Below are 23,838 nucleotides of genomic sequence, written 5' to 3' on the forward strand. Positions count from 1 at the left end.
GGAACCGTTGCCCGGGCTGTTGGGCGATGGGGAGAAAGCCTGCCCTGTGCCATCTGCCCGGGCACGATCTCGGCTTCGAACCGGAGGGAGATTTCGGCAAGAAGCCGCTTCCCTTCTCGGTGAGCGCTGTCTGCTCCACACACCTGGTCAAGGGTGTCCGGCGCTCGATCCGGCTGTTTCTGGACAACCCGGCCAATGCACGGGCAATTCCGGCGGATGGACGGGTCGCGGACGGGCGCCATGCTCAGACCATTCGATGAGGGGCGAGCGGTTGGAGCAGCAGTACCGAGACATCCGGTTCGGACCGCAGACGGGATGGAGCAAGGACGAGCTTACGGCCCAGTTGCAGCGTTATGGCGCCGAGAACCCTGACGACGCGTGCATCATGACCCGCGCCTTGCTCTTCCACCTGCTGTGCGCGCCTGCGCTCTTCGTGGTTGGTCCAGATGCCATTTCGCGGGCGCTTCCCGAGCGGCCTCGCCAAACATCACGGGCGTGCGCCTGCTGCCCTCATCCGGCGCGGTTCAGTTATGAGCCAATGGGACGGCCCGACAACATGCCCGACGTGGGGCCGCCGGGCCCTGATGCAATGGCTGTGGCGGCGAGTGTGCTCCGACGCTGTGGGGTGCCGGTCATCGACCGACGGCGCCGCATTCAGCGCTTCACAAAGTCCAGCTGGCCGTCCTCTCTGACCACCAACTCGCCTACGGTGACGCGACGATCCTGGTCGCCATCATCGGGGATCATGCGCTCGTCGGGCCTGCCTATGCGCTCGGGCACCCACAGTCCCAGTCGGACCTGGTACACCCCGGGCTGTGCACCCTCGGGCAGGCGGAAGCGCAGCGGTAGTTCATACGTTCCGGGCTGCTCCAGCGCGGAGCAGTCGGTATTCTCCGCCGGGCCGCCCTGGAATACGATGCGTCCATCGCGCTCGAAATGCATGAAGGGCCGCACCCCGACGGGAAGCGGAAGCTCGATCGTCCAGGCCGCTGGCAGTGCGAGCCCGCCTCCGGTTTGTTCAAGCTCTCCCACCTCAACCGCGTAGTCTCCCGTCACCTTGAGGCGCCCTAGGTGGTAGCGCGGTCCGCTTGCGTGCGAATCGTCCCGCCCAGACAGGGGAAGAGCGATCTGCGGCGTGCCGGTGCGGCTGCCCACTGAGATCAGTAGTTCATAGTCGCCCGGCGCGAGGTTGTACGGGAGCGCGAATGTGACCTCCTGGGACCGTGTTTCGGCTTCGCCCGGCGGCCCCACAGGAAGTGAGCGCATATCCAGGGTCTCGTCCACGAAGACGCCGGCAATGCCTCCCTTGTCATCGCGCAGGGTAATCGCCGGGAATCCGCCCGGGTAACACGGGGCCACCCCGGCATTCCGCCAGACGGTGTGCAACCGCCACGACTCTCCGACGCGCACGGTGCGGGGCCAGGTGGCCTCGATGAGCTGAAGCCGGTAGCCCAGGCGCAGGTTGATGCGGTCGATGAGTGGCCGCATCTCCGACAGAAACTCCCGGGGCCACCAGTGGATCGACGCATAGGCGGCATGATAGCGCTCCACTGCTTCCAGGTATTTGCTGCCATCCTGCCAGTTGCCGCGGTCGCGCGAGCCGCCGTAGTGTTCGGATTCCAGGATAACGGGAACATGGGGCCAGAAGGGCTGGGCCATATCGGCGCTGAGGTAGGCGCGTTCGCCGCCCTGAACGAGAATGCTATCGTCACGCAACGCAAGGCCGCGATCGCGCGCGTAGTCGATAACCTCCTGCCCGCGGCCCTGCATGTGGTGGTCGTCGTTGATGACCAGCAGCGTTCGTTTGAAATGCTTCAGGTGCAGATCGATGTGAGTGCGCACGGTGTCGGCGGAATACCCCAGACCCGTGCTGGACCAGGTATGGCCCTCGCCCCAGACGCCGAAGGAGCCGATGTCAAAGAAGGCGATGTTGGGGTCGCCGTCATAGCGCGCGGCGGCGGCTGCCAGAAAGTGGTCGAGCTTCTCCAGGAAGACCGGGTCGTCGTAGTCAGGCTCCCAGTACGGCCCATTCTCGTCCAGCCGTCCCGGGGTGAAGTTGTTGCCCTTCGCACCGGCCTTTGCAACCCACTCCGGCGTGGCCCAGCGAGTCCATGACTCGCACACGGAGAACCGGAAGGCAACCCGCTTGCGTTTCGCGATCCACCTCTGCGCCGGAGTGTCTACTACCGACCAGTTGAACCTGCCTTCTTCGGGTTCGATGTAGGACCACGGGATACGCAGGTATACCACGGTCAGGCCGGGGTAGTCGTCCACGGTGTCGGAAGGTTCCAGACGGGAGCCGTAGTTCTGCGGAATGTTGTCGTAGAAATGAAGCACCCAGCCCATTCCCGGATTGCAGAGGGCTTCTCCGTTATCTTGCGGACGCACGGTTACATTTTCATCCGCAGCGAATGAAAGAGTGGCGAGGAATGCGAGGAGAATGAAGGCGAGGAAGACGTCGCTCATGGTCCGCTGCCTCCACGTACTGCCGGGATGTTGCGATTTGAGCCACGTTTCTTCCGCAGGACACCGGTGACCTGCTCATTGGGCGCGGTCGGAGGTCACAGGGGACGCTTCGAGAAATGCTGAGGTTGACTTGCTTGCCGCCCGCTACATTCGATGGTTTCACAAAGGAAGGCGCATAGTATGAGATCACACCGGTGGGAGGATCTCCTGCCCGAAGAGTTCTACGATGAGTTCGGCCGCGCTCCGCTGGCGTACATGGCGGCGGCTGCACCGGAGGAGCACGGCCTGCACTGCCCGCTTGGAATGGACATGTGGCCGCCGTACGAGGTCTGCCTGCGCGCAGCGGAGATCACCGGCGGGATCGTGTTCCCACTGATTCCCTTCGCGCCCGCTTACTTCCCCGGACTGTCGCGGGAGGAAATGCGCTCCGGTGAGAGGGAGCTGTACCCGCCCAGCCTGTTCGTGAGCCGAGAGCTATGCGAACTCGCCTACACCGAGGTTCTCGAGAGCATGGCGGACATGGGCTTCAGAGCGTGCATCGCGCTGGCCGGTCACGCGCCCGCAGACCAACTTATGCAGGACATGACCCAGGCTCACGGTGGGGTGATCCGGGGAATGCGGTTCTTCGGCGCGGGCACTTACAGCCTGCTTAGTGACTTCCTGGCCGAACTGGCCCGGCAGACACCGGGGTCCACGGGCCATGGGACTCTCTGGGAGACCTCGATGATGATGGCCACCGCGCCGGGGATGGTCGAACTGGAGCGAGCGAAGCGCATCCTGTCCGATCCGCGCCCTTCGCAGCTTCAGGCGAACAGCCCCGAAGTGATCGAGACCATCCAACAGGCCAACGTCGAGCTCGGCGAAGAGAGTCTGCGGCGGCTGGTGGACATCGTGGTGCAGAAGGCCGCAGAGTTGCTGGAGCGGTAGGTTTCTCCTGTTTCAGCATCCACGGTCGGCGCGCGAGACGCATGCGCGAATGCAGGCAAGTAGACATCCGTTCGCAACGGGCTCACCTACTCTACCGTTATCTCCAGATCCCGCGACACATCCGCGGGGACGTGGATGCGCAGAGTGCGCCCGTCGGTGAGGGCGACCTGCCAGGTCTCGGGGTCAATGCGCTGTACCGAGACCTGCCCGCATTCCTGCCCGGCGCGCAGGGGCAGCAGGAGCGTGACGAACTGCACCGTGCCATTGCCGCTGCGGATATGGCGCAGAGTCGTGGCCGGTTCCGGCTTCTCGTAAAACTTCCAGCCGAGGATCTCCGGCTCCATCTGGGCGGAGGCGGTTGCGACCTCCAGGCCTTCGGTTTCCAGCGGGATGACCGCGAGGTTCGGCAGGTTCGCATCCGCGGTGGCCACTATCGGGCTGCCCTCGACGCCCCGGCACTGGGTGGAGTTGATCTGCCAGCGCAGATCGTACTCGTGGGCTTCGCCGTCCCGAGAGACCAGCGTGTCGGCCACCACGAACAGGTCCGGCAGGCGGAAGACGATGCGTCGGTGATGGGTTGCGGGCCGCGCCCAGCCCTCGTAGAAGTTGCTGCCCTCCCAGTACGGATAAGGCTTGGACGGTCCCGGCATCCCGTAATCCGCATTGAAGACACCGTAGGCGTAGTCTGCCTCCGGCGTGGTGCGCCAGCGAACGTCGGAGACTGGTTTGTAGGGCATCTGGGACGGATCGGGGGTGCTCCACTTCCGGCGCTGCGGGCGGTTGTCCACTATCACCGTGCTGTGGCCGAAAGTGTCCATGCAGTAGTTCCCGAGCGGCGTGTCATCATAGTTCCCGCGGCCCGGGTCGAACAAGACCAGGCGGCCGTAAGCCCACATCACAACGTTCAGCTTGTCCTCGTGGCAGTGCTTCCAGCCGATGGGTCCTGCGTCGAAAGCAAGATGATTGGCGTCCGTCTCCCAGCCGGACCGCATGGCGAAGTAGCCCGCGTACGGCAGCATGGTAGAGCGGAACGCGGGTTCTGCGCCCTCCTTCCCGCCGCCGGCAAGCCACCTGAAATCCGAACGGTGCGGATAACGCTGGACCGCATCGGCCAGGCGTTCAGGGACATTCACCAACGCGCCATCCTGATATTTCGGCAGCGTGCGGTCCGGCGCGCAGAGCGCCACGTAGGGCTCGAAGAGCCGCTCGCACTGGGCCGCGAGCGCCTGCACGGAGGGGTCATCTCCCCGGTCCGCATAGAGCGCGAGATCATGCATGCGCAGGTAATTGTAGAAGAGATTGTGGTAGCCGGGGGAGAGTTCCACGCCCATGCCGTCGGGCAGGTATCCGCGATCCAGGTCGGCCAGGGCGGTTTTCAGGGCATACTCGCGCCACTCGGAGGCTTCCTTGAGCTCCGGGAAGATCACGCCTGATGTATAGAGACCGATCATCGCGAAAGTCAGCCAGTTCCCGGTGACACGATGCTTCTCCCGCAGCAGGCGGGTCTGTTCGATGGTGGAGCGCAAGTACAGGATGATGTCCTCATCGGTGAAGTTGGGCGATGTCAGAAAATGGAAGAAGGCATTAGGCCAACTGCTGCGCATTCGGATGCCGGTGACGAGGGTGTTCCAGTAGTCGGAATTGCCACCGCTCTGCGGGACCTGGCGCAGCCAGCTTCGCAGTAAGCTGACCCACAACTTCGCGATGTCTTCATCGCAGCCGGACGCCCAGTATGCCCGCCCCAACGCCTCGAGGAAGTAGGCGCGGCTCATGTTGCCGTGGTTGGGGTTCTTGAGCCAGTTCAACTCACCACCTTCGAGCCACCACTCTTCGGGAAAAGTGCCGCGCCGGGCCAGCATGTCCCTGGTCGCTGCGAGGCTGGCTTCAGCGTTGGGCACATTCCTGTGCGGCTTGAGTGGGTCGAAGGACCAGACTTTGATGGTGCGGGTGCGCAGATAGTTGGCCAGTTCGGTCTTGGCGGCCCGGATGTCGCCGGCGCGCCAGGCCCGGATCGTCGGTTCCAGGCCGGGGAAATCAGGATTGAGGGCTTCGAAAAGGTCAGTCTCGCTGACGCTGATGTCATAGTCACCCTGTGCACGGGCGCAGACTGGCAAACAGAAAATCGGACAGAGAATAAGCCACCACGGCATGGTCTGGTTTCCTTTCTGTCGCCCCCTTCGGGGGCTCAAGCGATTCGGGGGGCGAGTCCACGGGTTCCGTTCCGCTTCGCTCCAATTCACCCGTGGCTGTAGGCTGCCGCCCCCTTCGTGGGCTGTGAGGCAGAAGGCCCACCAGCGAGATTTCAACACCCTCGGCCAGTGGAACTGGGAACGAACAGGGAGCGCGCCGGGCTTCGGCAGGTTCCGACATGCTCGGACCAGCGATAGATGACGCGCAGATGCCTGCAGAACTGAAACGCGCTCTCATTTGGATAAAGTTGAGTGTTTGTGGATGTTCCCGCCAGATAACGGGATGGCAGTTGGGCACGCGATGCACAGGCTCCTGCCCGTTCCGGAAGCTCAGTGGTGGGCAGGAAAACGGCCCTGCTTTGTCGTATACTGAGATGGGGCCGCCTGCGGCCCCGCAAACCTTCATGGAGGTTTCTCATGCGTCGCGCCGTTTCCTGCTCTCTCGCGCTTCTTGCCATCATCGCGCTCTATCTCGCATCGCGGGCTCTGCAGGCTCCCTCGGAGGCCACCGCCGGCATTCCCGATCCCGAAGCCGCTCCACAGGTCGTACCCGGCCCGCCGGTCGAGACAGTCGAATACGAGGGGCACCGCTACACGGTCTGCACCGTGGACTTGCGCAAGTTCGACATTGAGCTCTTCTGGCGTGACGAGAAAAAGCGACCTTTCAAGGGTTTTGCGGCGCTGGAGACGTGGCTGAACCGCAAGGGCCGGCGCCTGCTGTTCGCTATGAACGCGGGCATGTACACGGAGGACTTTGCGCCGGTGGGCTTGTACGTGGAGAACGCCACAGAGCTTCGTCCACTCAACCTCGCGAATGGCAGCAGCAACTTTTGCCTGAAGCCCAATGGCGTGTTCGCCATTACCGAGGACGGCGCGAAGATCGTGGAGTCCTCGAAGTACCCGTCGATCAAGGGGAAAACGCGCCTGGCAACCCAATCGGGGCCGATGCTGGTGATCGACGGTAAGCTGCACCCCAAGTTCGGGCGGAACTCGCCGTCGCGGCTGTTTCGGGATGGCGTGGGGGTCATCTCGCCGGATGAGGTGGTGTTCGCGATCACCGAAGACCCCGTGAACTTCTACGAGTTCGCCACGTTCTTCCGAGACGGTCTTGGCTGCGACAACGCGCTTTTCCTGGACGGCAGCATCTGCAGCGTCTACTCCACGGCACTCAACCGGTGCGACAGCATGGCCGAACTCGGCCCGATCCTCGCGGTAACAGGTAAGCTGTAGCGCACCGTCACGGTGCATGCTCGAAGGTGCCTCGTCCCCTTCCCCCGAAACATCACCCAATCGCCATCCAGTCCACGGAGGTTGCCATGGTTCAGTTCGCACTTGCGCTGAGCTGCCTCACCCTCGCTCTCGTCCCCGCGAGCGCTCTCACGGTTCGCGTCCAGCCCACCCCGGGCGGGCCGCAGATTCATGTGAACGGTGAGCCTGTGCCGCCACGGTTCTTCTGGGGCTCCATGAACTCAGGTCGAACCCCCACCACCGCCCAGTGGACCGACTACTCCTTCGAGTTCATGCCCGGTGAGGTGAAAGGCGGGGGGACGCTGCACTTTCGTTTCTCCCAGGTGCCGGGGGATGTCTGGCTGGCCGACGTGCGGATTCAGGATGCCGAGACGGGCGAGGACGTTCTGCCGCAGGGAAGCTTCGCGACGGAAGAGGGCTTCGCAAAGGTCTGGCTGCATTGGCCGGTAGGTGAGGAGAATACCGTGGGGAAAATGGCGGTGGAGAACGGTGCGGTGCGCGTGACGCTCAATGCCCCTCCCTCCGGCAAGTGGCCGGACTTCCATCTGTACAGCCGCACCGGAATGAGCTTCGCACCGGAGCGCCTTTACCGCTGCAGCTTCCGGGCGCGTTCGGAGCCTGACCAGGAGCTTCGCGTCGCGCTGTACAATGTAACCGGGGGTGTGTGGAACTATGTGGGCGGGCCCCCGGGCTCATTCCTGAGCCAGGTCGCCCTCGCCAGGGACGCCGGGGTGGACCTGCTTTCTTTCAGCGCACCCAACTGCTGGCTGCCGCCCGAAGAACCCCAGACCTGGACGGCGCTGGACGACCTGTGCCGGCGCATTATCGCCGTAAACCCCAACGCCCTCCTTGTCCCCCGTGTCAGCGCCAATGCGCCGGATTGGTGGCTGGACCGCAACCCGGATGCGCGGATGGTGTACGACGGCGATCAGGTGAAGAACGTCTCCTGCGTCTCCCACCGTGGGTACCGGGAAGCGGTCTGCGCTCATCTTGAGAAGCTTTGCAGGCATCTCGCGGAAGCCTTCCCGGACCACTTCGCGGGCATCCACCCGTGCGGCCAGAACACCGGCGAGTGGTTCTACCAGGACACCTGGGGCAGGCCTTTGAGCGGGTATGACCCGGCCACGCGAGCCGCTTTTCGCGAATGGCTGGCGGCGCGTGGGGAACCGGATGCAGCCACTGCTGAACCTCCCAGTGCGGATGACCGGCGCGCTCATCCGTACGGTCTGCTGCGCGATCCGGCGCGGGAAAAGCGGCTCATCGATTTCGCGCGGTTCCAGCAGCAGGAGATGGCCGATCACGTGGCGGCGATGGCGGCGGCGTGTCGCCGTGGAACCAATGGCGAGCGGCTTGTGGTCTTCTTCTTCGGCTATCTCTTCGAATTCGCGCCCGCCCAGTGCGGTGCGCCCACCTGCGGTCATTACGCACTCTCGACTCTCCTGAAGAGCAGGGATATCGACATCCTCTGCTCGCCGATCTCCTACACCGATCGGGATTGGATGGGCACGGCGCCCTCCATGACCGTGGCCGAGAGCGTCACCGCCGCGGGGATCATGTGGCTCAATGAAGACGACTCGCGCACATTCCTGGATCCCCGCACCGCCGAGCATGTGCAGGAGGGCGGGCTGGTGGACCTCGAGCAGACGCGGCAAGTGATGTTGCGCAACACCGCGCAGGCGGCGCTTCGCGGGTTCGGGACCTGGTGGATGGACCTGCCGGCGCAAGGATGGTTCAACGACGCCCGCATCTGGGACGAAATCGAGCGCCTGCGCCCGGTGGACGAAGCAATGACCCGGCGCGCGCAGCCCTTCAGACCGGACATCGCGGCGATCATTGACGAGGACAGTATGTGCCACTTGCCGGGCGGGTCAGCGGCATTCGCGCGCCCGCTCATTTACGAGAGCCGGGCGGCGCTGGGACGGTCGGGGACGGGTTACGGGCAGTACCTGCTGGACGACGCTATCGCGGGAAATGTGCCTGCGAAGCTCCAGGTGTACCTCGCCGCCTGGGCGCTCACGCCCGAAGAGCGGCAGGCTCTTGCTGCCGGCCGCCGCCCGGGGACAACGCGGGTCTGGTGCTATGCGCCGGGGTACATCTACCCGGACCGGCAGGACATCGGGGGCATTGAGGAGATCACCGGTTTCCCGGCGAAGGCCGTCGCGCTGGAGTCTGCGGAGGTCACCCCAACCGCAGCCGGCCGCGCGCTTGGTCTGACTGAGCCGTGGGGGCCGAAGGCAGCGATCCGTCCGCTGTTCGCGGTGGAATGTGCGCCGGACGAGGCCCTTGCCACGTATTCGGATGGCTCGGCGGCGGTTGCGGTGCGGCGTACCGACGCCGGCGTCGATGTGTTCGTGGGCGTCCCGAAGCTCACACCGGAACTGGTGCGCGCGCTCGCCGACATCGCCGGCGTACACCTGTTCACCCGGGGCAATGCAACGGTCTGGGCCGCGGAGGGGTTCATTTCCTTCCAGGCCCACGAGAGCGGGCCGCTCACCTTCGACACGGGCAGGGAAGGCCCGGTGTTCGACGCACTGGACGGCGCCCTGCTGGGCCAGGGCCCGCAGGTGACGCTGGACGTCAAGCAGGGCGAGGTCCGGGTGCTCAGGTACTGAGAACACTCTCGGCGAGGTAACCCAAGTCATGCGAACCGGAATAGCCGTGGTTAGCATCTGCGTCTCGCTGGCGGCGTCGGGTTTCTGCGAAGCCCTGCCGACTGTGCGGATCGAGGGGAACGCAAGAACAATCGGCATGGGCCGAAGCGTCATCATCTCCGCGACGGCGACCTTGCCGGATGGTCAGCCTGCCGCCGGCTGGCAGTTGCTGCCCTACGTGAACGACACGCGCTGGGGTTCCCACGAGTTCACCGATGAAAACGGGCAGGCGCGTTTCATCCTGCCGCTGCCCACGCCCGGGGTGAAGCACATTCAGGTGCTGGCGCGGAAGATCGAGAGGAAGCCTCTCGAACACTGGATCTGGGACACGCGGCAGGGGGTGCCCGGGCCGGTCTACCTGCAACGCTCTTTCACGCTCCCTGCCGAGCCCGAGAGCGCCACGCTCTGGGTGGCGGTGGATGACGTTGCCACCGTGTTCCTCAACGGGACGAAAGTGACTGACAAGGGAGGCTGGCAGGACAACAAGGCGGTGGCGGTGCCGCTAGATCTGCTGCGCGCGGGAGAGAACGTGCTCTCGGCGCGCGCGGAGAACGGCACGGGACCTTGCGGGCTCCTGGTGCGGCTCGAAGTGAAGACAGCGCAGGGAGAATTGCGCGTCTCTAGTGACACGTCCTGGCGCGCATTTGCTGAGGAGCCCGCGGGCTGGCCGGGCTCGATGGCGAACGGCGGGGACGCCGCCGTGACCTACGGCGATGCCAACACCGGCGTGGTGGTTCCCGAGCCCTGGCCGGGACTTGACCGCACCGCGATCATGGCCGGTTCGCCCAGGATCGAGGGTGCAGCGGAGTCCAACACCGTCACCGTCCAGGTGCGCGCTCGGAAACTGGAGACGCCTCCGGCTGACCCGCGGACGGTTATTATCGCCCAGTGGGAACCGTGGTTCACGCCGCGAAACGCCACCTGGACCACCGGGCCCGGCGTGCCGCTCATGGGCCTGTACTGGTCGAGCAACCCGGAGGTGGCTCGTCAGCATCTCATCTGGTTCATGGAGTCCGGCGTGGACGCATTGCTCGCGGACTGGTCCAATCACATCTGGTTCTCGAAGAGCTGGAAAGAGATCGGTCCCGGGTCCTGGGAGATTATCAACAACACCACGCTGATGATGGATGTCATGGCACAGATGCGCCAAGAGGGACATCCGGTGCCGAAGATGACGCTGCTCAGCGGCATTAGCCACGTGCGACCGGAAGGCCCCACAGCAGTACGCGAACAGCTTGCCTTCATCTGGGACACCTACATCGCGAACCCGAAGTACCAGGGGCTTTGGGTCGAATTGGACGGCAAGCCCCTGGTTGAGATCCTCGATCTGGGCGCTTCGTATGTGCGGGAGAACATCCAGTTGGACGATCGGTTTGCGATCCGATTCGTGGGCGTGAGCCAGGATGTGAACGGCACCGACAAGTATGGCCTGTGGACCTGGATGGATTGGAAGCGCCCCGTGCCCACTATGCGCGACGGGATCGCTGAAGCGATGACGGTGTCCATCGGGAGTTTCGGCGGCGAGGGTTGGATGGGTCGGGAATCGCGGGGGCACAGGTGGGGCGCGACCCTGGCGGAAGACTGGTTGCATGCATTGCGGGAGCGACCGCGCTTTCTGCATCTGCACCAGTTCAACGAGTTCGCCGGGCAGCCCGAAGGCCAGGGCCATGGACCCAACAAGGACCACTACTACGACAGCTACAGCGCCGAGTTCAGCGACGACTTCGAGCCCACCTCGCTTAGCGCGCCCGCGTATAGATGTGACAGCGGCTGGGGTTTCTACTATCTGAACCTCGTCCGGGCGCTCGTAGACCTGTACCGGCGTCCGGAGCCTGACACCACGGTGGTCGTGCTCACCTCGCCCACTGCGGAGCGCCCCGGGCACAGCATGATCCCGGTGGTGCGTGACGATGACCTGCGGCTGAAGTGGATGACCGTGGGGCGACCGGCGAAGGGTTTCACGATCCTGGTGAATGACCGGGTGGTGGCCCGTAATGTGAAACGCGACCGGGAGAAGGTCAACCTGCGCGGCATCCCGGACGGCCTGGTGCGGGTGAAAGTGGTCGCCGAGGGCACGCGGTCTCGGTACCGGCTGTCGTACACCGAGGACTCGCTGCCCCTGGAGAACCTGGAGCCTGCATGGATGGAGGCGACATTCCGGATAGAGCGCGGGCAATGAGGCGAACTGCGGCCGGCGAGACGCCGGCCCCACGCGGGCGAGACACAGGGCCTACTCCGGCAGAAGTACATACACCGGGTCAGGTGTGAGCCTGACCCGGCCCTCAGTCAGTGCAAACTGGCGGCCCATCATGTCCCAGGCTTGCGTCGCACCGGGGAATGCGTGGCCCGTGCGCTTGGTGGAGATGTAACCGATCTGTGTGCACGTCATGCGCTGGCAGGCTTAGCCCGCACGGACGTTCTCGGTCTCCCGGGCGTAGGTGATCCCCAGCGGCCCCTTGGATGAGCACGAGTTGTCCTTCCAACCGGGTGCGACGCCATCTGCGCCGTACTCTCCCTCGAAGCCACCGTTCTCCAGGAGGTTCCCCGCGCAGGCAACGGACAGGACGGCGATCGCGAGTACGATCGCGCAGGCTCTCATGGCGTCTCCTCCCGGACTGTGCGGCATCCGACTGGCAGAGGTTCCCCCGATGGGCAGCGCTGGCCTTCGCGGAGGGGGATGGAAGGGGCTGCAGGGAGCCGAGGCGAACACTTCTGCGCCAGGTTGCTGTCTCCCCTCCCTGCGCGAGATGTCGTCACCCACAGGAGGATTCGTCACATGCCCCGCACACCGGTCCTGGTGATTGCCGCACTGCTGGCAACCCTCGCCGCACTGCCCTCTCTCGCGGCGGATTTCGTCTGGATCGAAGGCGAGGCCACGACCTCCGCCAACCTGAATGTCAATGTCTCCGGCTGGGGGCGTACCGAGTTCCTGTCCGAAGGCAAGTGGCTCCATATCAGCGTGGACGCGGATAAGGTGGAGAAGGAGGTCCCCGAAGAGGGCGGTCTGCTGCGGTATGAGTTCACCGCCCCCGCCGAGGGCAAGTACGAGGTGTGGGACCGCATCGGTTTCGAGTTCGTGCGGTCACCTTTCGAGTGGCGGATCGACCAGGGCGAGTGGGAGACCATCGCCCCGGACAGGCTCACTACCGACCTGATGGAGCTTGATGTCTGGTGCGAGGTGGCCTGGCTCAAACTGGGGGAGAGGCAATTGGCCCCAGGCCCACACACGCTGGAGATCCGCCTGCCCCGCATCAAGGACGACAAGGGCAAGTTCGCCAGGATCCTGTACGCTTCCGATGTTGTCTGCCTGAGCGCCGAACCCTTCCATCCCTATTCACATTACAAGCCGGGCGAGGATTGGCGCACTGACGAGGATCGTGCCGCGGCTGAGCACGTGTTCTCGCTACCGGAGCCTGATGCCGCCGCGGGACGGTCCTCGGTGAAGCTGGACGGAACCTGGGAAGTCTGCCGCAATGACGAGCAATTGCCGGGCCCGGTCGCCGCGCCGATACAGGACTTCCCCGCACTGCCGCGCTGGACGGCGATCAAGGTTCCCGGCGACAAGAACACGTTGCGCCCCGACTTGATCTTCTGCCACCGGCTGTGGTACCGCACGCGGGTGAATGTGCCCGAGTCCTTGGCAGGGCGCGGGTTCTTCCTGGTCTTCCCCCAGAACAATCTAAACACAACCGTCTTCGTGAACGGGACCTACTGCGGGTTCGACAAGAACCCCTTCGCCCGGGTCCAGATTGACGTAACGCCGGGGATGAAGCCCGGGGTGAACGAGATCTGGGTGGGTATACGCGACGCGTGGTATGGCCGGTCGGCGAACCCCAACAACCCCATGAAACTGCGCAAGACATTCAACATCCCCGCGCGGTTTTTCGATAATGGCTGGCAGGACCTGGCCTACCCTATCTGGCACCACGGGGAGTCCGGAATCCTCAACACGCCTGAGCTGGTGGCCGCCGGGCCGGTGTACGTGGCGGACGTTTTCTGCAAGCCCTCGGTGACTCGCAAGCGGCTGGAAGCGGAGGTGACGCTGACGAACCCGGGCGCGCAACTGCAGGCAGGGGAGTTGCGCTGGGAAGCGGTCAATGAGAAGACGGGCGAAGTTGAGAAGACCTTCGAACCCACGCCCTTTGCAGTTGCGGCCGGGGAGATGCTCACGCTGGCACTCCAGGAAGCTTGGGAGAATCCGAAGCTCTGGTGGCCGGATGAGCCCAATCTCTACCGGCTGCGCACCAGCCTTGTCATCGGCGGACAGACAGTCGACGTCGCCGAGACCCGCTTCGGCTTCCGGGAATGGGCCTGGGACGGCCGGGACTTCAAGCTGAACGGGCTGGTTTGGCACGGGTGGGCCGACTGTTTCACGGCGTCGGGCAGGGAGGAGTGGCTACGGCTATACCACGAGTTCAACCAGAAGATGATGCGTTTCTGGGGCACGACCTGGCAGGGGATGCCGCCCGGCGAAGCGCTGGACTGGTTTGACGAGAAGGGAATCATCGTGCGCCGTAGCGGCATGCTGGACGGCCAGGCTATCGGTTACTACGCGGTGGAGCGCGATGAGGATCTGAAGAAGCTGTTCGGCACCGAGATCAAGATGGAGTTGCTCAATAACTGGAAGGACCAGGTGCTGGCGTGGGTCAAGGGCGAGCGCAACCACCCGTCGGTCATGATCTGGTCGCTGGAGAACGAATGGTTGTACATCAACTGCATCAATCTCTACGGGCACCTGATGGATCAGTTCGAGGCGGTTGTCACCGACGTGTCCAATGCCGTGCTCGACCTCGACCCGACGCGCCCGACCATGGTGGATGGCGGCGGCGCGACCAAGGCGCAGACCCTCCCGGTACACGGGGACCATTACGTGGTTGGCAAGCCCCAGGAGTACCCGGATCTCGCTTACAAGGCCAACCCGAAAGGCGGCGGACGGGGACGCTGGGAGTGGGATCAGCAGCGCCCGCGCTTCCTGGGCGAGGACTTCTATATGACCGGCAATCACCCGGAGGTCGCTTACTTCGAGGGTGAGGGTGCTTTCGCGGGCAAACCGGTGCGCGGCGTTGCGATTTGGGAGCGCATTCTGCACGAGGGCTACCGCTGGGCCGGTTACGGGGCGTGGCATTTCTGGCTGGGCCAGAACGATACGGACAGGAGCCAGTATATCGCCATGAGCCCTCGGGCGGTGTTCTGCCGCCAATGGGATTGGACCTTCGAATCGGGACAGCAAGCGCAGCGCACCTTTGGCATCTTCAACGACAGCCGCTTCGCGGACCCGATCACCTTCAGATGGGCGCTGAGCTTCGACGGAAAGCAGGTTGCCGGGCGTGAGCAGGAATACGCAATTGCGCCCGGAGAGAGCGTGAAGTTCGACGAGACCATCCCGATGCCGGCGATCACCGGGCATCGGGAGGAGGGCGAGCTTACGCTGGCCCTGTATGTGAGGGGTGAGGAAGTGTTCCGGGACGTGAAAGCGGTCTCGGTACTCAAGCCGGGCGCCCCGGAAGGCATCACAACCCTGAATACCGACACACTTGCCGTCTACGACCCGCAAGGCGCAGTGTCGCGCTTCCTGAGGGAGCAGGGCATCCCATTCGCCGCCGTGGGGTCTCTGGATACGGTGCCGCAGGGGACGAAGGTGCTTCTGGTGGGCAAGGACGCGTTGGATGCGCGGGAGGCCAGTTCCAGCCGGCTGGCGGCGCTTGCAGCGGGAGGCATGCGCGTGGTGGTGTTGGAACAGGAGCACCCGCTCCGGTACCAAGGACTGCCGGCGGAGATGGCATCCGCGATCAATGAGGGACGCACGGCTTTCGGGGAAGACCTGGAGCACCCCGCATTGCGCGGCCTGCAGCAGAAGGACTTCTTCACCTGGGGAGCGGACCGGCTTGTTTATCGCAATGCCTACGCCAAGCCCGGCCGGGGTGCGCGTTCTCTCGTGCAGTGCGACGACCACCTGCGCTTCACTGCGCTGGCCGAGGTCCCGGTGAACGAGGGCCTCATGCTGCTGTGCCAGTTGCAGGTGTGCGACCAGATCGCCACCAACCCGGTGGCAAAGCAGCTTGCGCTCAATCTGCTGGGCTACGCCGCGACCTACACGCTGGAGTTCAGCCCGGTTACAGTGGCGCTGGAGGAAGGCTCGCAAGTCGCGAAGGCGCTGGACGCCATGGGGCTGGAGTACACGCGGGCGGCGGGCCCGCTGGAAGCCCTGGCGGACGGCGCGGCGAAGATCGCGGTGGTGTCGGCCTCCCCAGAAAACCTGAAGCTGCTGGCGGCGAACTTGGACGCGGTGCGGCAGTTCAACGCACGCGGTGGAAGCCTGATCCTGTGCGGCCTCACGCCCGAAGGCCTTGCGGACTACAACACCATCGTGGGCGTGGACCACATGATCCGGCCCGGCAAACGGGAGCGTGTGGTGTTCCCGCCGGTGCGCGATCGACTGATGTCCGGGCTGACAACCGGCGACGTGGTGCTCTTTTCCTCGGAACGCATCTTCTCGTGGACCCAGGGCAACTATGTGGTCAGCGACATGTTCACCCATGTGGTGGACTACGACGAGGTCGCGTCCTTCGGCAGCTCGCCTTTCTGGGCCTATGACAACATCACCAACGGGTTCTTCTCGGCCGACGGTTGGCCGCTGATCATCAATTTCCCAATCAACAAGGACAACTCGCCCTACGACGTGACCATCACGCTGCAGAAGCCCCAGACCATCCGGGAGTTCACCTGGGTCGGCAACACCTTCTACTACCCGCAGAACCGCGTGAACCTGATTTTCGATGGCAAGCGCGATGAAGCGCTGTCTTTCGCGGTGGAGCCCAATGCTGAGCCGCAGACCTTCGCCGTGGACCCACCGCGCGAGGCGAGGGAGGTCACGCTGCAGATCGCCGAATGGACTCCGGTGCAGGGCAAGGCACCGAACATCGGCATCGACAACGTGTACCTGAAAGCCGTGCGTCCGGCCGAGTTCTATCGCGATGTGAAACAGATGCTCAATGTGGGCGGGCTGATGCGCTACGTAAAGGGCCCGGGGAATATCGTCCTGTGCAATATCAACTTCAAGGACGCCGAAGACGTGCCCGAGAATGCGGTGAAGAAGCGAAATATCCTGGCGACGATCTTGCGCAATCTCAAGGCGCCTTTTGCGGGTGGCAAGACGGTAGTGGCAGGGGCGGACCTGCAGTACACGCCGGTGGATCTGTCGAAGTACGCCAATCAGTACCGCAACGAGCGCGGATGGTTCGGGGACCCGAAGTTCACCCTCAAGGACCTGCCAAACGGCCCCCACATCTTCGCAGGTGTGCCATACAACGTGTATGAGTTCGCGACCTCCCCGGTGTTCAACTGCATCATGCTTGGCGGTGACGGGGTACCTAACGACCCGCCGCGCGAAGTGAAGGGAATCGCGGTGAACCAGAAAGCCGACGCCCTGTTCTTCCTGCATACCGCGCGGTTGGATGTCCGACGCAACGACCGGGAGATTCGCGAAGGCAAGCAGTATGAGACGTTGCGCTATGTGGTCAACTACGCGGACGGGCAGAGCGTGAACGTGCCGGTGTTCGCGGAGATTGACATCGAACATTACCGGCAGAAGTCGCCGGTGGCAATTCCGGGTGCGCAGATCGCCTGGACGCGCGAGTACGAGGGGACCGAGTTCTCCGCGGTCCTGTACTCGATGCAGTGGAACAACCCGCGCCCGGATACCGAGATTGCGTCCGTGGACATGATGTATGGCGACCAGCCGCGCGGTATCCCCGCGCTGCTCGCACTGACCGCAGCAAAGACGGGGGAGTAGACACATGATCGGGAACGAAAACCGCGGCACGTTCTACCTGATCCCCCATACGCACTGGGAAGGCGCGGTCTTCCAGACCCGCGAGGCGTACCTGGAGATGGGGCTGCCCAACATCCTGCGGGCGCTGGCCCTGCTCAAAGCCGATCCGGACTACCGGTTCACGCTGGACCAGGTCTGCTATGTGAAGCCCTTTCTCGAACGCTACCCTCATGAGGCTCCGGCGTTTCGGCGGTTCGTGAACGAGGGGCGGCTGGCCATCGTCGGTGGCACCGACTCGATGCTGGACGTGAACATGCCGGGCGGCGAATCGTGGGTGCGCCAGGTGCTGTACGGCAAAGGTTACTTCCGGCGCGAACTGGGGGTGGATGTGACCGTGGGCTGGCAACTGGACACCTTCGGCCACCACGCCCAAATGCCCCAGTTGCTCAGGCTGTCGGGCCTGCACTCCTTCTGGTTTTTCCGCGGAGTGCCGGACTGGGACACGCCGGGCGAGTTTCTCTGGCAGGGCATCGACGGCACGCGCATCCCCGCCTTTTGGCTCCCGGAAAGCTATGCGGTGAGTTACGGGTCGCCGAAAACGCTGCCGGAGTTCAGCGCGTTCATGCAAGCCCGATATGACGCTCTCGGGCGCTATTCACCCGGACCGTTGCGAGCCGGGCCGGGTGGGGCGGATGTTTGCGCTCCCGAGGAGCACCTGCCCGGATTGGTGCGCGAGCACAACGCCAGTTCCCAGCGCGGCGTGCAACTTCGGCTCGCGACCCCGCTGGACTTCGAGGCTGACGTGAAGCTCGGGCCCAACGCGCCGGTAGTCTCGGGCGAACTCAACCCCATCTTCCAGGGCATCTACAGCAGCCGCATTGAGCTGAAACAGCAGACCCGCCGGCTCGAAACCTTGCTCACAACCGCCGAGAAGCTCGGGGTTCTCCTGTGCGCGCTGGGAGAGCCCGTTTGCGACGACCAAGTGTGGGAGGCGTGGGAGCGCGTACTGTTCAACCAGGCCCACGACCTCATGTCCGGCGTGATGACCGACCGGGTCTATGAGGACACGCTGCAGAGCTTTGATTTCGCCCGGCGGATTGCCGAGCAGGAAGTCGAGACGCGCCTGCGCCGGTATTCGGAACGCCTGAACACGCAGGGCGATGGGCAGGCGCTGGTAGTGTTCAACCCGCTGGGGTCTTCACGGACAGATGCGGTCCTCGCGACGGTGGGGTTCGCGGATGTCGGTGTGCGGGCGCTGCGCGTGCTGGACCCCGACGGTGAGCCGGTCTGCGCCCAGATCATAAGTGAACAGCGCCTTGAGGGTGGCGGGCTGGTGGAAGCGCGCATCGCTTTCATCGCACGGGATGTCCCGGCGCTTGGCCACCACGTCTACCGCATACTGCCCGCCGAGCCGGATGATCCAGATGCTGCGAAGCTGGGTGAAGTGGGAAGTACCGGCGTGTTGGAGAGCGACCTGTACCGGGTGGAAGTCGACCCGCAGACCGGAGCAATCAGCAGCATCATGTGCAAGGCGGATGGCCGGGAGGTCCTGCGCGCTCCGGGGAACATTGTGGTGCGCGAGGAGGACCATGGAGACCTGTGGGAACTCTATCGGCCGCTGGACGGCGGCAGCCGAATCGCCATGAATGAGCCGCACCCCGTCCCGCCGCGAGGACAGGCGCTGTACAGCGATGAGCAACGCGGCGAGACCGGCCACGGCGTCAGCGGTCCGGTATTCTCGGAGTTCACCGTGGCGCACCCCCTCGGTAACGAGGGACGCTTCCGCACCACGGTGCGTGTCTACAATTCGCTGCCACGGATTGAGGTCCGCACAGACATACTGAATGACGAGAAGTTCGTGCGCTACCGGGTCATTTTCCCGACCACCATCGCGAGCGGCGAGAACGTGCACGAGATCCCCTTCGGGGCAATCACGCGGCCTGAAGGCATCGAGTTCCCGGCACAAAACTGGGTGGACTGGAGCGATGGACAGATTGGTCTCGCATTGCTCAATCGCGGCCTGCCCGGGAACGCGGTCATTGATGGCACGCTGGTGCTGTCACTCCTGCGAAGCACGTGCATCGTCGCCTATGGGTTCGGCGGTGGGTACGGGCCGGGGATGTCTTCGGATACCGGGTTCGAACTGGGGAAGGAGCTGACTCTCGACTACGCGCTGGTACCCCATTCAGGCGACTGGCGGCAGGCCGGGCTGGCCCAGGAGGGACAAGCGTTCAACTGCCCGCTCATGGCCTGTTCAGCGGCGAACCACCCGGGCGGACTGGGGCTGTGTCATGGCTTCGTACAGGTCGCGCCGCAGAATGTGGTAGTTTCCACGCTGAAGGTGTCCCACAGCGGTTGCGCAGTGGTGCGAGTATACGAGTCCCACGGGGAGGCAACGGACGACGTGCGGATCCGCTTACCCGAGGGAGTGGAGAGAGCCGAGGAAGTGAACCTGTTGGAGGATCCACTGGGCGATGTTGAGGTTGCGGACGGTGAGGCCCGGTTCAGCCTGCGGCCCTTCGAGATCAAGACGCTGAGGTTCGCCTTGCCCTGACCGGGTTACGGCACCGGTCCCTCCGCTTCGTCCGCTTCGCGCAATGCATCTATCTTCGCCAGTGCTTCCGCGCGTCCGGGTTGGCCCTCGGCGGGGATTGCGCCGAACGCGAGCAAGCGCGAGAACACGCACACCGCCTCCGAAGAAGCAGCGATCACCGCGTAGCCGCGTATCGCTGGGCAACCTCGTCCTGAGTCAGCGCGCGGTTGTAGATGCGGACCTCGTCGATTAGCCCACCGAAGCTCCCGCCGTGGCAACTGGGGTACTCGAAATTGCCGATCATCACGGGGTACGGATTGGGGTTCGGGAATCCCACTCGAGCGCGTTCGTCCTGGAGTGCGCCGTCGATGTACATGCGCAGGCTGGCTCCGTCCCAGGTGGCCACAACATGGGTCCACTTGCCGGGCTCGGGCGGGGTCTTGCTGGATACCCTCGGCTCCCAGTTTACCGCGGGTGTGCCCACGTGCACGAAGAAGGAGATACGCCCACCTTCGGGCTGCTTGTCCAGGCGCAGGAGGTACTCGTCGTTCTTCGCGATGATGATGTGCGACCGGTCATCGGGAGCACCGGGGCAGATCCAGGCTTCCAGGGTGAGCTGCTGGTCAAGGTTGAGCCACGCGCGGCGGCCCAGTCGCACAGCGGAATCCTCGGCAGTGAAGGACAACGCGGTCCCGATCTTGCCGGGCACCCATTGCGGCGCGGTTATGCGAGCGCGGTGCCCGAAGGGTGATGAAGCCAGGGCAATGCGCCCCTGGCCCTCGTCGAAAGACAAGGCTGCTACCGGCGGCTGCGCGGCGCAGGAGATGGTGATGCCCAACAGCGTCACAACAGGGAGCAATGCTTTCATGCAGGTCACCCCGAACAAAGCGGAGGCTCATTGCGCGCGAACGTCGAAGATTCTTCGACGTGGGAGCGCAGGCGACCTGTATGGTTGGCGCTCGGGACGAACGCGGGGAGGGCCGCTGGAAGGGCGGCCAATCCGGGTATCCGCGCAGCCTGGTTCACGAGGGGCACCTGTATGCCACCGTGTCGCGGCAGGAAGAGGGCGCGGAGGTGCTCCGGGGGACGTTGGGTGAGTTGGGGCAATGCTGAGTCTGTAAGGAACGGCTGCCAGTCAGCATTGTCTTTTCCACGAACGGCGAACCGCAGGTAAGGAAGGCCGGCGTCGGGCGGATCTGAGCCCGCCACACAGAGGGAGCCACCGATGACCAACTTCGCCCGGGACTGCCGCATTCTGCGCAACGTATTGGTGCCCATGCGGGATGGCGTCAGTCTCGCCACCACCGTATACCTGCCCACTGAAGCCGGGACATACCCCACGGTTCTCGTGCGCACTGCGTACAACCGGGTGCCCATGCAGGGAGTGGACTTCGCCCGGCGTGGGGTCGCCTTCGTGGTCCAGGATGTGCGTGGGAGATACGGTTCCGGCGGCGAGTGGTATCCCTTCGTCAATGAGACCGCGGACGGCGAAGACACTCTGAACTGGCTGGTGGCCCAGGACTGGTGCAACGGGCGCGTGGGGATGTTCGGCGACTCATATCTCGCCGCCACTCAGTTCTACGCGGCGCTCTCAGGACACCCGGCCCTGTGCGCGCTGGTGCCGCGGTTTATGGCCGGCGATTGCTGGAAACGCGCGTATTACTGCGATGGGGTTTTCAGCCTTGGCCTGACCTGGAGCTGGCTGTGCTTCGAGTGTTCCGCGCCCACATCCCAGGCCGCGCTGATGCCGCTTTTCGACGTGCGGTCGCTGCTGTCGTCACTCCCGGTTGCGGAAATGGATGTGGCAAGCGGTGCGGGCATCGTGCCCTGGTATCGCGACTATGCCCTGAGCAACCGGTACGGGCCCCAGTGGGAAGTCACTAACGTCCGCAAGGACTTCGCCCGCGTACGCGCACCGATGCTGCTCATCGGGGGCTGGTATGACTACTACGCGGGCGAGACCTTCCGCAACTATCAGGCCTTACGAGAACTGGCTCCCAGCGCCGAACTGCGGGACAGCCACCGGGTGATCATTGGCCCGTGGACCCACGGCATCAGCGGCAACAGTGTCCTCGGCGAACTGGATTTCGGGCCTGCCGCGAATGACGAGAATGGGGCCACTGACCGCTGGCTATCCACGCTGCTGAGCGGCGGTTCGCCGGCGGATGTGCAGGAGGCGCCGGTGCGGATCTTCGTGATGGGCCGCAACCAGTGGCGCGACGAGTGGGAATGGCCCCTGGCGCGTACGCGCTATGAGGATTGGTTCCTGCATGCCCACGGGGCCCTCAACCCTGAACTGCCCGGCGATGAGCCGCCGGATGAGTATGACTATGACCCCGCGGATCCCGTGCCCACTCGAGGTGGGAACCACTCTATCGGCCCGTATAACCCGGGGCTGTACGAGCTGGCCCAACCGGGACCCTTCGACCAGCGCGAGATTGAGCAACGCCCGGACGTGCTCACGTACACTTCCGATGCCCTTGGCGAGGACCTGGAGATCACGGGGCCGGTAACCGTGACCCTGTTTGCGAGTTCGTCGGCGCCGGACACTGATTTCGTGGCGCGGCTCACGGATGTGCACCCCGACGGCCGCTCGATGAACATCACCGAGGGCGTGATCCGGGCGCGGTTTCGCGATGGCGTCTGTGGGCCGCCGAAGCTCATGCAGCCCGGCACGGTGTACGAACTCACCATCGATCTCGACGTGACCAGCAATGTGTTCCTGGCGGGGCATCGGCTGCGACTGGACATCACCAGCAGTAACTTCCCGCTCTGGGACCGGAACCTGAACACCGGTGGAGACCCAGCGACGGATACCACCTGGCAGGTGGCGCGGCAGACCATTCATCACAGCGCCCGATATCCGTCGCGGGTGCGACTGCCCCTGATCCCGCCGGAAACCAAGCGAAAGGCGGCAGGCAATGACTGCTGACAGGCTGCCCCAGTGGCTGAAGTGGCCCGGCGATGACTGGGAGCGAATCACCCCAAAGCAGGCCGGGCTTGATGAGGCCGGTTTCGCGGCGGCGCTTGCCGCGACCCCGGTTGAAGCTGCCGGCTGGGGCGGCACGGCTCCCGCGCCCCATGAATACGGGGCGGCTCTGACCCGAGGCGGATATCTCGTCCACACCTGGGGCGACCCAGAGTTCAAGACGCCCTCGGCGTCCCTGGGCAAGTGCATGACTCGGGCACTGGTGGGGATCACCGCTGAGGCCGGCCTGGTGGACCCAGACGCACCGGTACGAGAAGTCTGGACCGGACGCGGGCAGCTTTCGCATGAGCACAAGTGCATGGACGAGGGTTTGCACCGCGAGATCACCTGGCGGCAACTGCTCAATCACGAGGCGGGGTTCGTAATTGAGAGCGGCTATCACTGGCGCACCCGGACGGGCTTCCACGAGGAGTTGCCCGAAGGCGTGCAATGGACCGGCGACCCGGTTTTCGACAACTACGCACATACGCCACCGGGCGCCACAGTGCGGTACTCCAGCGCAGGGTACTGGCGGCTCGGTCAGGCGCTTACGGCCCTGTGGCAGCGGGACCTGAAAGATGTGCTCGACGAGCGGCTTTTCTCGAAGCTTGGCATTCCGGCGGAGCGCTGGGACTGGACCCCCGGAAGAGTGCTGTTCGAGACCCGCAACTGGTACCCTGATTTCCCCGGATACGGCGAATACGTGGACGGTCCGTGGGAGATCGAAGGAATTGTGGTGCGCGGGGGCCCGGGCTGGGTGGTCATGTCGCCCCTCGACCTGGCGCGCTTCGGGCTGCTGGTTGCGACGCACGGTATCTGGCGTGGCGAACGCATCGTGGGCGGGGAGTGGCTCCAGGGCCACGGAGGGGTGGACATCCACGTGGTCGGCGGCGACCCCGAGACGCTGGTGTCTGTCGCGAAGACCAATATCCGGGCATTCCCCTTCGGCAACGAGATCGGCTGGCTCGGCAAGTTCCGGTTTCCGCCGGACCTGGTTGTCGGGCCCGTAAAGGTCGGCTGATCGCCCGAGGTCCCCTTGCTTGCTGCGCCGAAATGTGTACCACTCTCCGCCCTGGAAGGTGGTG

At 64.4% G+C, this 23,838-nt stretch carries 14 protein-coding genes; 9 read left to right on the forward strand and 5 right to left on the reverse strand.

Going from position 1 to position 23,838, the window contains the following annotated elements; genetic code table 11:
• The first annotated feature begins 26 nt into the window (after positions 1–26).
• Positions 27–260: a hypothetical protein gene (locus HPY44_16275; GenBank protein ID NSW57567.1), complete on the forward strand. Its 234-nt coding sequence runs from the start codon at positions 27–29 to the stop codon at positions 258–260.
• A gap of 394 nt (positions 261–654) precedes the next feature.
• On the opposite strand, the gene HPY44_16280 is transcribed toward HPY44_16275, so the two are convergent.
• The gene (locus HPY44_16280; protein ID NSW57568.1) at positions 655–2,466 is read right to left on the reverse strand and encodes a DUF4832 domain-containing protein; all 1,812 of its coding nucleotides are present in this window, start codon (positions 2,464–2,466) and stop codon (positions 655–657) included.
• Between the two features lie 180 nt (positions 2,467–2,646).
• Here HPY44_16280 and HPY44_16285 point away from each other — a divergent pair, with 180 nt between their 5' ends.
• On the forward strand, positions 2,647–3,393 hold the full coding sequence (locus HPY44_16285) for a creatininase family protein (GenBank protein NSW57569.1): 747 nt from the start codon (positions 2,647–2,649) through the stop codon (positions 3,391–3,393).
• A gap of 86 nt (positions 3,394–3,479) precedes the next feature.
• On the opposite strand, the gene HPY44_16290 is transcribed toward HPY44_16285, so the two are convergent.
• Positions 3,480–5,543 carry an alginate lyase family protein gene (locus HPY44_16290; protein ID NSW57570.1) on the reverse strand — a complete coding sequence of 688 codons (2,064 nt, stop codon included), beginning with the start codon at positions 5,541–5,543 and terminating at the stop codon, positions 3,480–3,482.
• A gap of 456 nt (positions 5,544–5,999) precedes the next feature.
• Between HPY44_16290 and HPY44_16295 the strand changes: the two genes are divergently transcribed.
• The 3 genes from HPY44_16295 (at position 6,000) to HPY44_16305 (ending at position 11,660) form a co-directional block, all read left to right on the forward strand.
• Complete coding sequence (locus tag HPY44_16295) at positions 6,000–6,812, forward strand: phosphodiester glycosidase family protein (GenBank protein ID NSW57571.1); 813 nt, start codon at positions 6,000–6,002, stop codon at positions 6,810–6,812.
• Between the two features lie 86 nt (positions 6,813–6,898).
• Entirely contained in the window at positions 6,899–9,442 is a 2,544-nt protein-coding gene (locus HPY44_16300; protein NSW57572.1) for a hypothetical protein, read from the forward strand.
• 28 nt (positions 9,443–9,470) lie between these two features.
• Positions 9,471–11,660: a hypothetical protein gene (locus tag HPY44_16305; GenBank protein ID NSW57573.1), complete on the forward strand. Its 2,190-nt coding sequence runs from the start codon at positions 9,471–9,473 to the stop codon at positions 11,658–11,660.
• A 51-nt stretch (positions 11,661–11,711) separates the two neighbouring features.
• On the opposite strand, the gene HPY44_16310 is transcribed toward HPY44_16305, so the two are convergent.
• Positions 11,712–11,870: a hypothetical protein gene (locus HPY44_16310; GenBank protein NSW57574.1), complete on the reverse strand. Its 159-nt coding sequence runs from the start codon at positions 11,868–11,870 to the stop codon at positions 11,712–11,714.
• A gap of 12 nt (positions 11,871–11,882) precedes the next feature.
• Positions 11,883–12,080 (reverse strand): hypothetical protein, encoded by a 198-nt coding sequence (locus HPY44_16315; GenBank protein ID NSW57575.1) that lies wholly within the window; start codon positions 12,078–12,080, stop codon positions 11,883–11,885.
• Between the two features lie 177 nt (positions 12,081–12,257).
• Between HPY44_16315 and HPY44_16320 the strand changes: the two genes are divergently transcribed.
• On the forward strand, positions 12,258–17,273 hold the full coding sequence (locus HPY44_16320) for a hypothetical protein (protein NSW57576.1): 5,016 nt from the start codon (positions 12,258–12,260) through the stop codon (positions 17,271–17,273).
• Positions 17,274–17,277: 4 nt separating this feature from the next.
• Positions 17,278–19,806 (forward strand): hypothetical protein, encoded by a 2,529-nt coding sequence (locus HPY44_16325; GenBank protein ID NSW57577.1) that lies wholly within the window; start codon positions 17,278–17,280, stop codon positions 19,804–19,806.
• 154 nt (positions 19,807–19,960) lie between these two features.
• Here the strand turns inward: HPY44_16325 and HPY44_16330 are convergent, their stop codons facing one another.
• A complete protein-coding gene (locus tag HPY44_16330) occupies positions 19,961–20,653 on the reverse strand; it encodes a LamG domain-containing protein (GenBank protein NSW57578.1) in 693 nt (230 codons plus the stop codon).
• A gap of 357 nt (positions 20,654–21,010) precedes the next feature.
• Between HPY44_16330 and HPY44_16335 the strand changes: the two genes are divergently transcribed.
• Together HPY44_16335 and HPY44_16340 are read left to right on the forward strand one after the other, a co-directional pair.
• The gene (locus HPY44_16335) at positions 21,011–22,717 is read left to right on the forward strand and encodes a CocE/NonD family hydrolase (GenBank protein ID NSW57579.1); all 1,707 of its coding nucleotides are present in this window, start codon (positions 21,011–21,013) and stop codon (positions 22,715–22,717) included.
• A complete protein-coding gene (locus tag HPY44_16340; GenBank protein ID NSW57580.1) occupies positions 22,707–23,774 on the forward strand; it encodes a serine hydrolase in 1,068 nt (355 codons plus the stop codon). Before HPY44_16335 ends, HPY44_16340 begins: the two co-directional genes overlap by 11 nt.
• Positions 23,775–23,838 lie beyond the last annotated feature (64 nt).

Source organism: Armatimonadota bacterium, from assembly GCA_013314775.1.
Lineage (GTDB): Bacteria > Armatimonadota > Zipacnadia > Zipacnadales > JABUFB01 > JABUFB01.